This window comes from Steroidobacter sp. (genome assembly GCF_036406195.1).
In the GTDB taxonomy this organism is placed as follows: Bacteria; Pseudomonadota; Gammaproteobacteria; order Steroidobacterales; family Steroidobacteraceae; genus Steroidobacter.
On sequence record NZ_DASWVW010000033.1, the window covers coordinates 73980 to 87145 of the forward strand.

Consider the following 13166-nt stretch of genomic DNA (forward strand, 5'->3'; position numbering starts at 1 on the left):
TGCACGACGATAAGCCGGATTGGCTATATGAGCGGGCCGAAGCCCGCGACTGGGTAATTGCGGAGCGACTGTGGTCGCCGTAGACGGCGTTGGCGCCACGATCGGGCGCCGGGTTGGGTTCGGGGCCTATCCCCGAAAAGGACATCGCCTGGGTTGACATCGCCGCTCCGCTCCTGAGGCCGCGGCGGCACGCAACAGCGCGTGCCACCGGGCTCCAAAAGCGGCTCCGGCCGGTGGGCCCATTCCGAGGAAATCGGGTGGGTCCATTCCCAGGAAATCAGGTGGTCCCATTCCTAGGAAATCAAGCGGGTCCAATCACAGGAAATCCTGCAAATGAGCCTCAGGGAGGCGATCTCCTGGCGCTGAGCGTCGAATGTCTGATACGGAACCTCAAAGCGAGGAAGGTACAACTCAAAGTGGGTTGGAGCATTGAATGCCTCGCTGTAAACCGCGTGCAGTTCAATACGAGCTGGTCGCCACGTTACTCCATACTGCATGCGTGTAATGGGCCCGACATCGCTGTAGAAATCGCGACGCGCACCCAGCGATAGATTGAATCGATCCAAGGCGGGAATATTCAGAACGCCGAATCCGGAGTGGATGTCTCGCTCAACGCGACCCACTTGTTCATGGAAGCGGGCGAACGCATTACGCGCTTGCGCGCCCAGGCTTGCGCTGACTGCACCTGCTGGCAGGTCGAGCAGATCACCGCTCATCTTTGCTGTGAACTGCCTGCTGCCCACTTGGTAGTGATCGACTTTTGCCGGCACTAGAAGTGACGATGCGCCGGCACCCGGCGTCAGGGAAAAGATATCGACGGAATGTTCAGCCGCCCCAGACAGCGACTCCATCAACGCCAGAGTATCCACTGTGTTCTCGCGCCATGATTTTGCGCGATCTTCAGAGTAGAGCCCGAACAGGCTGTAGCCCCAGCTGCCGCGGAGTTTGCCCTCGATCTCAAGAACCCCACGCCCAAGCTCGGACGTCACGCGGTGCTGGCGTCGTTGGAGGCCTGTGAGCGCCGCGTCCACTTGCACATCCACGCCGAACGGGTTCTGAGGATGATCTCTGCCGAGAATGAGCCCAGGGACGAGAGCAGGTACCAATCGAAAGGTGGAGGAACGCCTGCCGATCATAGCCTCTCCACGTACGGTCGCCCTGTTGAGCGAAAAGTCCGCGCGCGTTGAGAGAGTCGTCCGCTTGACGGCAGGTCTGATTGCCTGCCAGGCAAGCAGACTCGTGCGATTCTGGGCTCCGTCAATCAACTGTATGCTGCCATCCGGGCCGGCGGCGACAGCGGCGAAAGCCGAGTTGAGACCTGGCAAAGCCAGGCCGTCGATCGAGCGCACATTCGGCGGAGTAGCCAAGAGCAATCTGTGATCTCTTCCCCCAAAACGCCTGAAGTCTTGGTTTCGCCATCGATCCCTCTCAAACCCCAAGAGCTCGGCACCGTCAAACACTTCAAGGACGGCCGCCGATCTCAACTCATCGCCGTTGGTACCACCTGCAATGGTGCCGGTCCATTCACTGCCACCGCTCTCCGCTGCGCCATAGCGGACAGCAACATGCGGAGTCTCAATAGACTCGCGAAGCACGATATTGACTACACCACCGATTGCATCTGCGCCGTGCAGCAGGGATGGAACATCGGCACTGATCTCGATCCGCTCTACGGCGCTCATCGGTATTGTGTTGAGATCAAAGGCTGCCGACTCCGCGAGATCCGGGGCGCTTGCATCCGCCGGCCTGCCATTGATAAGAATCTTTGTATGTGCTGCTCCGAGGCCGCGCAACTCGGCGAACTGCGCACCGCTGAGCCGATGGCCGCGGGGTCTGGTAAACGCAGTTTGTGAGATGTAGCGCAAAGCATCCGGCACTGTTGCAACGCCGAGCTCTTCAAGCCGTTGTCGGTCAAGAGTTTTGACTGCGTCAACGTCCAAGGACGACAGGTTCCTCTCCGTGACCAGCACATTCTCCTGGCAGTCCCCCACCACGAATCGCTTCTTGGCCGGCTCGATCAGTAACAATGGCTTTCGCCCACCTCCCACCCACCGCCCCAACATGCCGGTTCCTTTGAGAATCGTCGTCAGCGCCATGAAGATGGATTGTTCACCGGTGATGGGGCCGACCAGGTCCAGCACGTAGGAAGCCGGGACAAATTGTGTTCTTCCTTGCTCATCACGTCGTGGCACCCATACTGCCCATAGGATCTCGATGCCGAATTGCTTCTCGAGCTCCTGCAAGGCAGCCAGTCGAGTCATTCGTCCGAGGTCCAAGTAGCCATACATGGCTTCCGGGCGCTTCGAACGCGACTGGTAGGTGATGGGGACGTCCTGAAGGGTGACCAGCGGAACATCCCGTTCCTCGTAGCGGTGCTCGGCGCACACATCCCTCGCGAGTTTGTCGAATGCCTTTGCAGGAGTCATGCGCCCCCGCACCGGCCCCACAACGATGTTCGGGGCCCGCTGGTGATCATCAGGGTTCAGCCCCTCGAACGAGGCAGCGCTCAGCGCGTCGGTGAACCGCTCGAGCGCTTCGATCAAAGGAAGCCGCGGAATGTTGAACTTGACGAGCGTATCTGGCTTGATCTCCTCTTCTGACGCTTTGCCGTCCTCCGCACGAAGTGAGCCAACCGATAACAACGCTGCAAAGCAGACGCTCATGAGCAATTTGATTCGTCGTCCAAGCTGACTCTTTGACATTCCACCGGCCCATAGACTGTTGATAGGCCCCCGGTCTGGCCACGGGAGCGCAACCTGCATGTTCGCTGCGGCGCCCCTTTTCGGGGCAGCAAACTAATGACCGGTTGAGGACCGTGCCTCGTCCCGCATTTTTTATCAACGCGAAACAGATTGGGTTGGGGGTCTAGAGCAGGGACTTCATGCCCCTGGTCGCTGCGGTGCCGCGCACGCGATCAGAAGCCCTGAACACGCGCCCGTCCAGCGCAGGTTCATGCGGGACGGAACGGGCTCATGTCCAGCGAGCGAGCGCTTGGCATAGCGCAACCACTTCTTCTTCTCGCTGATCCCATGAAACGACCAGGCGAGCTTCGCCGGAGTCGCGAGAGCCCCAGTCGTAGAGCTCGAATCCGGCCTCGCGGAGAGCCTGTGCTTCGTGGCCCGCGAGACGTATGAAGATCTCGTTGGCTTCGACTGGATGCAGCAAGCGAGGGCCGGCGGCAGTGGCGATCTGCTGTGCCAGGCTATTTGCCCATCTGGCGTTGCGACACCAGACATCGGATTCGATGTAGGCGAGCAGTTGCGCGGCGACGAATCGTGACTTCGAGAGCAGATGTCCGGAGCGCTTGCGACGCCATTGGAAATCGTGAGCCAGGCTGCGATCGAAGAAGACCACCGCTTCGGCAGCGAGCGCGCCGTTCTTGGTCGCACCGAAGGACAAGACATCGATGCCGGCGCGCCAGGTGACGTCCCCCGGGTGACAATCCAGAGACGCGAGCGCGTTCGCCAGACGCGCGCCATCCATGTGTACTTTGAGCCCATGAGTCTCAATCGCGAGATTCTTGATCCAGATCAGCGCCGGCGCAGCCTCGCCAACTCAGACTCGGGGGTCGCCGATGCCGCCGATTGAAATGGCCTGACGCCAGCCCCATGATCCTTCACCGAGTGCAGCCCAACCTACAGTAATGAGTGACACCGACCTGGCAGACGAACAGCGCCGAGCGGCGATCGTGCAGCAGATGCGCGAACAAACCGGCATCGACGAAAGCATGATCGAGCGGCTGGTTCGAGGCTTCTACGCCCGCATCCGCGAAGACGCCCTGCTCGGCCCCATATTCGACGCCCGCATCCAAGACTGGGAGCCTCATCTGCAGCGCATGTGCAGCTTCTGGTCGTCGGTCGTGTTGTCGAGCGGCGTCTATCACGGCCAGCCCATGCGCATGCACCTGCCGCTGCCGGTTGAAGGGCGGCACTTCGATCACTGGCTCGAGCTCTTCGAGCAGACCGCGCGGGAGTTGTTCAGCGAGCAGATCGCGGACTACTTCCTGGAACGCGCACGCCGTATCGCGACCAGCCTCGAAATGGGCATTGCGACCAGCCAGGGGATATTCCTTGGCAAAGGGGAAAGATTCGAACGGCGATGACGGGCAGGCCACACGTCCGACAACTCAGTCGGCTCCCGTCAGCCGCAACGCGAAGCAAAGCCACGCCCGGGCAGCCGGCCCAACGGGCGTCGGTCCACGCCTACGTACGCAACGTCGCGTTATGGCTTGCGGGCACGAGCCAATAGACCTAGGGTTCGGAGTGTGGCAACTGATGCTCCGGAGGACATCATGAATCCCAGCGAACGGCAGATTGCGGATCTTTCCACCACTCTGGCGCGCTGGTATGCCGCGCAAGCATCCATCCGCAATCTGTGGGCGGTCGACAGCCCGGATACGCTCAACGTTTTCGTCCGGCTCGAGCCGACTTCGGATGGCGATGATCCCCTTCCCGTCTGGTTCGCTCAGAACCAGGAGTGGGCGGACGATCTGCGTGAGTGCACTCATCGCGACGTGCTACTGCAATTGATCGTCACAGACGTCCTCCCCGAGGACTATCTTGAAACCGGCGCCGAGATGATCGCGGAGCTCAGCTGGAGAGATCCCTGGGCCGTCGAGTGATGAGCAGCGGTCACCGCTAGCGACTGGGACGCTCATCAACGCAAGCGACGTACGCAACGCCGCCAGGCGCTAACGACTGGCGCTCTTCTTCGCTGCGCGCTTGGCGGGAGCCTTCTTCGCAACCTTCGCGATCTTCGCTGATCCGGCTTTTGCCATGTGACAACCACTCGTTGGCTATCGCTCGAGCTATAACCGCACGACTGTGGTCAGTCAAGGCCAGCTCGCATCGTCGCTTGACTCGGTTAGGGTACACGGCAGAATCGGTCCACGCCCGTCGTCCCCTCCAGGAGCTCATCGTGATCACACGCCGCGACATCGCCATTGCCGCTCTCTCCGTGACCGCCACGTTCGGACTTGCCTCCATAGCGGCGCCGGACTCGAAGGTCATGGGATCGGCGGCCATCGAATGGGCGGACGTGCCGGTCCAGCAGGAGGAAGTGCGTGCGGTTCGTCAGTTCATGCGCGCACCCACCGCGACGCTGGAGGAACTGGAACTGCATGTCACGACGCTGCCCGCCGGGGCAACTTCACATGCGCCTCACAAACATCCCAACGAAGAGCTGGTGATCATCAAGGAAGGTACGGTCGAAGTGCTGGTCAACGGGCAGATGAAGCGCGTGGGCCCGGGCTCGGTGGTCTTCAACGGGTCGAACGAAATGCACTCGCTGCGTAACATCGGTGACGGGCCCGCGACTTATCACGTTATCAACTGGACAACGGCAGCAACGCCGCGCAACTAAAAAAGCGAACGCGTTCAGCTACGCCGCCTTTGGCCGTCGCATAGGCGTCACGCTATTCGCTTGCTGCGATGGTGCGGCTGTCCGCCTGTCCGGAGCCCGCACCGCCTCTCGCATGGAGAAGGCCGAGATGGCCGCGAGCATCTGCTCGGACTGCGCCTGCAAGGCTTCCGCCGCACCCATCAGTTCCTGCGCCATGCGAGCATCCTGTTGCGTCATCGAATCCATCTGCGTGACCGCGCTGTTGATCTGCTCGATGCCCGCGGCTTGCTCGCGGCTGGCGGCCTGGATCTCATTGACCACTTGCGTGACTCGCTGCACCGAGTCGACCACCTGCTGCATCGAGTCCTGTGCCTGGAGCGCGAGACTGGTACCTCGCTCAACGGTCTGTTGCGAGGCCTGGATCAACTCGCGGATTTCTCGTGCCGAAGTTGCCGAACGTTGCGCCAGCTGCCGGACTTCCTGCGCGACTACGGCAAAGCCTCGCCCCTGGTCGCCCGCCCGAGCCGCCTCGACAGCGGCATTCAGCGCCAGCAGATTGGTCTGGAACGCGATGCCATCGATGATGCCGACGATCTCGCCGATGCGCTTGGAAGATTCGGAGATCGCATCCATGGTGGAGTGGACGTTGGCGACGATGTCGCGGCCGCGCTCGGTTGCAGAGGCCGAATGACGCGCCAGCTCCGCCGCCTGCAGCGAGCTCTCGGTGTTTCGAGTAACGGCCGCCGTGAGCTCTTCCATCGACGCCGCGGTTTCTTCCAGACTGGCGGCGTGCTCGTTCGTTCGGTTGGACAACTCAGTGTTGGCATCCACGACGACGAACACTCGCTCGCGCACGTCGGACGCGGCACTTATATTGTCTTTCAGCACACCATCCAGTTTGACGCGCACCTGCTCGAGCGATTCCGCCACGGCAACGATGCAAGACACGCCTTCGGCAGGTATACGAGTCGAGGTATCCCCGCTGAGCAGTTGGAACGTGGCCCGCTGCAGAGCGATCAGCGGCTTCACCACCGAGCCTTGAATATAGAGCATGTTGGCGACGATGATCACCGCGGCCAGCGCGTTACCCAACGTAACCTGCAATGATCCACCGCTCAGATGATTCGTCGCCGCTGCAGTGACGAGCAGCGCGCTCAGGAATCCAAGGAGTACCCAGTTGCCGGTACGCAAGGACATATTCGCCAAGCGCTCGCGCCAGGCGAAGATCGACGTGTTGACGACCTTGCCCTCCTTGATGCGCATGCTGCCAGCACGTCCCGCGCGAATATCCGCATATGCTCGTTCCGCCTTGGAGATCTCTTCAGCGGTCGGCTTCACGCGTACGGACATGTAGCCCTCGATACGCCCGGTCGCATCCTTCATGGGCGTGACGTTGGCGCGCACCCAGTAGAACCCGCCATGCTTGCGGCGATTCTTGACGATGCCCGTCCAACTCTTGCCCGAGCGGATCGTTGCCCACAGATCCGCGAATGCTTCCTTGGGCATGTCCGGATGGCGCACCAGATTCTGCGGCTGGCCGAGACACTCTTCGAGTGAAAACTCGCTGCTGGTCAGAAATGCCGGATTCGCGTACGTGATCCGGCTATCGGGATCCGTGTGCGTGATGATGACCTCGCCCGCCGGCAAAACGTATTCCGCGTTGGTCACTGGTCCGTTGTTACGCATGTGCTTACCTCAGATTTCCCAGCACCCATGTATGGGATTTCCTCGGTGTTCGGCAGCACGCACTGCACCCTAAAGATGATGATTAACTTAGGGGTTTGACTGAAATGTCGGACGATTTATGTGGTGATGCAGCACTCAGCAATTTGTGGTGATGCAATATTTGTTTCTATCGGTGCGCGCGACGCGCATGCAATACCAGATGATCAGCACAAGCGCCGAGGATGGAGCGCGTTCGTATCGATGCCATGCTCGAGCAAATGCTCGGGCACCGGGCGCCCGAGCACACATGCGGCCGCGAGCTCGGAAAGTGCCGGCGCGGTTTGAATGCCGTAGCCCCCTTGTCCAGCGAGCCAGAAGAAACCCGTGGTGCGATCGTCCCAACCAACCACTGGCGTCTTGTCCGGAGCGAACGTGCGCAGTCCGGCCCAGCGATGTTTGACGCGATTGATCTGCAGTGTGGTGACCCTTTCGATGCGATCGATCGCCACCGCGATGTCAAACTCGTCGGGCTGCGCATCGCACGGCTGAACCGGCGTCTCATCCGCGGGTGAAACCAGCAAGTCGCCGGCGTCCGGCTTGAAATAAAACTGCTCCGCAATGTCGGCGACGAGCGGAAAGCTGGCGACATCGAGCGCCTCGGGCGCTGCCACGAGAGCCGCGGTGCGTAGCTTCGGCGTGAGTCCCAGCGGAGCCAATCCGGCCATCGTGCCAATGACGTCCGCCCAGGCGCCGGCGGCATTCACGACGTACGGCGCTCTGAATCTCAGCTTGCCTGCGGCGACGTCCCAGCCGCCGTTCGCATGCTCGATCCCATGGACCTCAGTCGATGAGAACTGCACGCCGCCGCGAGCACGAAACATTCGCAGGTAGCCGTGGTGCAACTCGTGCACTTCGATGTCCTGCGACGCTTCCTCGAACAGGCCGCCTGAGAGCTTGGACTCATCCAGGACCGAACATTTCTCACGGGCTGTTCTCGCGTCGATGAGCTTGGTGAGCTGAGCGACACCTGGCTCCTGCAACAAGGTCTCGAGCAGAGGTTCCTGCTCGCGAGTCGCCACGAACAACATGCCACGCTGCTTGACCAGAGCGATCTGCGTGAACTGCGCTGGCGGCCGAAAGAAAAAGTCGCGACTCGCGCGCGACAGGGCCCGCACGTGCTCGTTGCCGTAGACCTCGGAGAACAGCGCCGCCGAACGGCCGGTGCTGTGATAGCCGGGCTGCGACTCGCGTTCCAGCAAGATCACGCGGGCATGCTCCGCCAGGTGCGCGGCTACGCCGGCACCGGCCATGCCAGCCCCGATCACGATGACATCGCAGGTTTGATAGTTCATGAGCCAGGCCAGTCTAGGGTCTGGTGCGTTTCTGTCAAGACAAATTTCTCTTATCGGGCTAATATTCCCGGAAATGGGAATCGAGCACCAGCGTGGCCGGGCATCGAAATGGCACTGCAAATCCGTTGCGCCGGGGCGCGAGAAGCCAATCGGAGGGAGTGTCGCGAGGTGGCTACGCCGCGCCGACGCGTCGCCGAACTTTCGCCGCCGTTTTCTTCTGAACCGGCGCCGGCACGGGAGCTGCAGCCTTCGCAGCGCGTGGCGTGGGTTTCTGGACTTCGGCGCGTGCTTTAGAAATGAGCTCCTGCTGCAAGTTCGCCGCCACGGAGGCGCACACCGCGAGCACCGCGGCTTCGTCGAATCCGTCGGTCACCAGATAGCCGTGGCCCATTTCGCTATCCAGATAGATGTATTCGCCCACTCGCAGCGTCACCGGATCGTAAAATTCCGAGTGCACTTCGATCGCGCCCTCGAGCACGAACACGAATTCCTCGCCGGGATGGCGGATCAGCTCGCCGAACTCCTGCAGGGTCCGGGCGCGCACGCGGCTGATCAGCGGGATCATGATCTTGCCGCGCAGCTCGGTGCACAGATAGCTGTAATCGTAGTTCTTGGTCTCGATAGTCAGCGCGTCCGTGGCCACCTTGCCGACGCTCCGGCGCGCCATGCCCTTGCCGGGCGCCGCTGCCGGAGAGGTATTGAGAAAATCAGACAAACTCATGCCGAGCTTCTCGCTCAGGTCCACCAGCTTGTCGTAGGTCAGCGTCAGGTGATCCTTCTCCACCTTGGCCAGCGTCGACAGCGGGATGGCCACGCGCCGGCTCATCTCGGCCAGCGTCCAGCCGTGGCTGTTGCGGATGTGTCGGACAATATTCCCGAGGCTGGGCCTGGCCTTTACCATACAATCCGAACCGTGACCGTTGGAGCTGTCTCGCGACGCGAGCAAGCGATGAGGTCCATAGTACAACAGCATGTTCGCGGTCAGGCATCGCGGCCTGCTTGCAACCTTGGGGTATCGACATGAATTTCGCCATCACGCCGAACGCATCGCCTGTCTCCGCCGAGAACCGTCGCAAGCTCCTCGAAGATCCCGGCTTCGGCCGCATCTTCACCGACCACATGGTCACGCTGCGTTGGACCGCGGACAAAGGCTGGCACGATGGCGAGGTCAAGGCGCGCGCGCCGTTCGCGATGGATCCCGCCAGCGCGGTCCTGCACTACGCGCAGGAAATCTTCGAGGGCATGAAGGCCTATCGCACCGGCGACGGCCAGGTGGTGCTGTTCCGTCCGGACATGAATGCCAGCCGCTTCAACCGCTCGGCCGAGCGTCTGGCGATGCCGACCATACCCGAGTCGCTGTTCATCGAGGCGGTCAAGGCGCTGGTGAAGATCGACCAGGAATGGGTGACCCGCGGTGCCGGCAGCCTGTATCTGCGCCCTTTCATGTTCGCCAGCGAAGCCTTCCTCGGCGTGCGTCCGGCGCTCGAATACATCTTCTGCGTGATCGCGAGCCCGGTCGGTCCGTACTTCAAGGGTGGCGACAAGCTGCTGAAGCTATGGGTTTCCGATGAATACACGCGTGCCGCTCCCGGCGGCACCGGCGCCGCCAAGTGTGGCGGCAACTACGCGGCCAGCCTCATCGCCCAGGCCGAAGCTGCCAGGCACGGCTGTGATCAGGTGGTGTTCCTCGATGCTGCCGAGCACCGTTGGATCGAAGAGCTTGGCGGCATGAACCTGTTCTTCGTGATGAATGACGGCTCCATCATCACGCCGCCGCTCACCGGCACCATCCTGCCGGGCATTACGCGCGCCAGTATCATCGAAATCGCGCGGTCGCTGGGCATGCAGGTGAAGGAAGCGCCGTACTCGTTGGACCAGTGGCGCAGCGACGCGCAAAGCGGCCGCTTGAGCGAAGCATTCGCCTGTGGCACTGCCGCGGTGGTCGCGAGCATCGGCGAAATCGTCAGCTCGAAGGATTCCTTCCGCTTCGGCAATGGCGTCTCCGGCCCGGTCAGCCAGCGGCTCAAAGAGCAGCTCGTCGGAATCCAGCGCGGTACCGTGCCGGATACGCGCGGTTGGGTTCAGGCGGTATAAAGATCCAGCGCTTTCAGCCGTGGGAATGCCTTGCATCCCATGGCGAAGTAGCTGGCATCGCGTTCGGTGCCGATCGAGAGATAACCCACTCGATCGGCCGCCGCGAGTGTCGAGGTGCTGCCGGCAAACGGGTCATAAACGATACCGATGCCCAGCGGCAGGCAGGCACGCACCACCTGGCGAAGAAATCGCTGCGGCTTCAATGAAGGATGTGGCGCCAACTCGCGTTCGACGCCGCGAGTTGGCGAGCAGGTAATCACATCCTTGAACGGCTCTTCGCCGGAGATGCGCCGCAGTCCACCGGCCCCCCACTTGCGCAAGTTGTCGGCCGCGGTGCCTTCGAACGGTTTCCTGAAGATACCCCAAGGCTCCCAGCAGGAACGCGCCATCATGGATACCTCGGAGAACTCTTGCTCCGCACCCTTGGGCCGATCGCCACCACGCAACGTTTGAACGAGCCGGATCAATTCGCCCCGCTTCTCGAATCCAGCACGCTGGAACGCATGAAACGTCATGGTCGAGAGCAATGGATTGGAAGCTAGAAACACGTGGCCGCCAGGCACGAGCGCGCGCTTGAGGCCATAGGCCAGCGCACCGAAGAAGTTACACAGCGCGCTGGTCTCTTCCTGAGACAGCACCGTGAACCGCGGCAGAGGGTTGCGCTTGGCGCCATCGAACGATGGAGGAATGCGCCACACACCGCCGCGGCCGGCACGCAGCTTCCCATGATTCTTTTCTTCGTACTCGACGATCCCATAGGGCGGATCGGTGACCACCGCGTGAATGGAATGCTCGGGCAGCTCGGCCAGCCATTGAATCGCATCCGCCAGAACAACGGTCGCGTGCGACGACAAGTGACGACGGCGCTGCTCGCCATGCTCCCGCACGCGCTGCCATAGCTCATTCTGACGATCGATCAGCGACGCACGCCAGGACTTGGAGCCAACGCTGCGCGTGACAATCGTCCTGCCAGCTTCATCGTCGACGGCTACGGCATCGGAGGTTCTGGTTTTCATGTGCCGACATCTTAATGGCTGCGGCACGGAGCGTAACTGCTGCGGCTCGAGGGCGTCACTCGCGGGCATTGCCGGGTTCATCGGGGGAACCCTGAAGCGGCGAGGTACAGCCCACTTCATTGCTCATTTTGCGATGCATTTCACTCAAGCGCGGGCCAATTGTTTCGATTACTACAGAAGACGCATCGGGCCCGCATCTTGCCGATACAGACGCCAGGCCATGCCTGCCTGGGACCAAGAACGAGAATCCGGCGGACATGGACATATTGAGTAACGTGTTGTGACTGGCACCGATCCCGAGAAGTGGCGCAAGAAATACTTCGACAGCCTGGACAAGCTGGACAGCCAGCAGCAGCAGTTTCGCACGCAGGAAACCGTACTCAAGCGGCTCGTCAGCAGGCTGTGCATCGCCGCGCTCGGCCAGTCGCCGCAATTGGACGAGCACGTCCGGAAACTGCATTCGCTGATTCGCCGGGAAGCCGGTAGCGAAGAGCTCGAGAAGCTGACCCCGACGCTCACCGAGGCGATCAGCGCGCTCGACCGGTCGGGCGGGATGGCCTCTCTGGCCATGGCAAGCGGACCGATGCCTGCGCATCGGCCGGACAGTCAACCGCAGGAGCCGGCGCGGGATGGCGCCGAAGATCCACGCATACGTTCCATCCTCGCCGCTCTGGTGGGCGAGCTGCGGCGCGATTCCGAACTGATCGAGCAAGCAGACGCACTGGACTCCAAGCTTGCCGCGCCTCTGAACACTGCACAGCTCACAGACGTGCTGGCGGCGCTGACCGAGCTGGTCGGCAAGCGCATCCATCGCATCGAAGGTGCCAAGCAGGAGATCGAAAGCCTGCTCACTCACATGGTGGGCAAGCTGGACGAGATCAGCCAGTTCGTCGCCGAGCAGCACCACAACCAGCGCCAGTCGCAAGCCAGCAGCGACACCTTGAACACGCAACTGGTCGGCGAAATCCAGGCCATGGGCGAAACCGTGGAATCAGCCAAGGACCTGCAGCAGATCCGCCAGCAGGTGCGCAGCCGCATCGAATCCATCGATCGACATCTGCAGGATTTCCGCCAGCGCGAAGCCAAATTTGCCGCGGCCATCCGCGTCCGTAACGAGCAGATGCGCGCCCGGATTGCCGAGCTCGAAGCCGAGGCCAATCGGCTGCACAACCAGCTGCAGGCCCAGGAGCGAATCTCGACCATCGATTCGCTCACGCGCATTCCCAATCGGCTGGCGTATGAAAAACGCGTCGAGGAAGAATTCCATCGCTGGCGGCGATTCAATCAACCCACCTGTCTCGCCGTCTGGGACGTCGATCATTTCAAACGGATCAACGATACCTACGGCCATCGCGCCGGCGATCGCGTGTTGCAGGCGGTGGCGGAATGCCTCGCCCGTGAAATTCGCACCACTGATTTCGTCGCACGCTATGGCGGCGAAGAGTTCGTGACGATTTTGCCTGGCACGCCGATTCAGGATGCCACGCAGTTCACCGACAGGTTGCGCGCTGCCATTGCAGGGATTGGCTTCCACTTCCGCGGCAAACCCGTATCGATCACGGTGTCCACCGGCGTGACTGCCTTCATGCCGGACGATTCACCCGGCAACGCTTTCGATCGCGCCGACAAGGCGATGTATCAAGCCAAGCAAGCCGGCCGCAACCGCTGCGTGACGGCCTAGCGTCGGATCGGGCCAGCG

11 protein-coding genes are annotated in these 13166 nt (G+C 61.6%); 5 read left to right on the forward strand and 6 right to left on the reverse strand.

From position 1 onward, the window contains the following. Positions 1-293 precede the first annotated feature (293 nt). Positions 294-2702 (reverse strand): TonB-dependent receptor plug domain-containing protein, encoded by a 2409-nt coding sequence (locus tag VGE08_RS15400; protein WP_331068795.1) that lies wholly within the window; start codon positions 2700-2702, stop codon positions 294-296. Between the two features lie 268 nt (positions 2703-2970). Beyond that, complete coding sequence (locus tag VGE08_RS15405) at positions 2971-3534, reverse strand: threonine aldolase family protein (protein WP_331068970.1); 564 nt, start codon at positions 3532-3534, stop codon at positions 2971-2973. Positions 3535-3643: 109 nt separating this feature from the next. Between VGE08_RS15405 and VGE08_RS15410 the strand changes: the two genes are divergently transcribed. The 3 genes from VGE08_RS15410 to VGE08_RS15420 all read left to right on the forward strand — a co-directional run bounded on the left by VGE08_RS15410 (position 3644) and on the right by VGE08_RS15420 (position 5361). Further along, complete coding sequence (locus VGE08_RS15410; protein WP_331068796.1) at positions 3644-4102, forward strand: group III truncated hemoglobin; 459 nt, start codon at positions 3644-3646, stop codon at positions 4100-4102. Positions 4103-4291: 189 nt separating this feature from the next. Beyond that, positions 4292-4621: a hypothetical protein gene (locus VGE08_RS15415; RefSeq protein WP_331068797.1), complete on the forward strand. Its 330-nt coding sequence runs from the start codon at positions 4292-4294 to the stop codon at positions 4619-4621. A 296-nt stretch (positions 4622-4917) separates the two neighbouring features. Next, positions 4918-5361 (forward strand): cupin domain-containing protein, encoded by a 444-nt coding sequence (locus tag VGE08_RS15420; protein ID WP_331068798.1) that lies wholly within the window; start codon positions 4918-4920, stop codon positions 5359-5361. Positions 5362-5379: 18 nt separating this feature from the next. Here the strand turns inward: VGE08_RS15420 and VGE08_RS15425 are convergent, their stop codons facing one another. The 3 genes from VGE08_RS15425 to VGE08_RS15435 all read right to left on the reverse strand — a co-directional run bounded on the left by VGE08_RS15425 (position 5380) and on the right by VGE08_RS15435 (position 9258). Then, positions 5380-7026 carry a methyl-accepting chemotaxis protein gene (locus tag VGE08_RS15425; protein WP_331068799.1) on the reverse strand — a complete coding sequence of 549 codons (1647 nt, stop codon included), beginning with the start codon at positions 7024-7026 and terminating at the stop codon, positions 5380-5382. Positions 7027-7229: 203 nt separating this feature from the next. Next, complete coding sequence (locus VGE08_RS15430) at positions 7230-8357, reverse strand: FAD-binding oxidoreductase (RefSeq protein WP_331068800.1); 1128 nt, start codon at positions 8355-8357, stop codon at positions 7230-7232. A 172-nt stretch (positions 8358-8529) separates the two neighbouring features. Continuing rightward, the gene (locus VGE08_RS15435; RefSeq protein WP_414717500.1) at positions 8530-9258 is read right to left on the reverse strand and encodes a helix-turn-helix domain-containing protein; all 729 of its coding nucleotides are present in this window, start codon (positions 9256-9258) and stop codon (positions 8530-8532) included. 119 nt (positions 9259-9377) lie between these two features. Here VGE08_RS15435 and VGE08_RS15440 point away from each other — a divergent pair, with 119 nt between their 5' ends. Then, positions 9378-10451 (forward strand): branched-chain amino acid aminotransferase, encoded by a 1074-nt coding sequence (locus VGE08_RS15440; RefSeq protein WP_331068802.1) that lies wholly within the window; start codon positions 9378-9380, stop codon positions 10449-10451. On the opposite strand, the gene VGE08_RS15445 is transcribed toward VGE08_RS15440, so the two are convergent. After that, positions 10439-11467 carry a DNA-methyltransferase gene (locus VGE08_RS15445; protein WP_331068803.1) on the reverse strand — a complete coding sequence of 343 codons (1029 nt, stop codon included), beginning with the start codon at positions 11465-11467 and terminating at the stop codon, positions 10439-10441. The genes VGE08_RS15440 and VGE08_RS15445 overlap by 13 nt on opposite strands. Positions 11468-11747: 280 nt before the next feature. Here VGE08_RS15445 and VGE08_RS15450 point away from each other — a divergent pair, with 280 nt between their 5' ends. Further along, positions 11748-13148, forward strand: coding sequence for a diguanylate cyclase (locus VGE08_RS15450; protein WP_331068804.1), 1401 nt, complete (start codon positions 11748-11750; stop codon positions 13146-13148). Positions 13149-13166 lie beyond the last annotated feature (18 nt).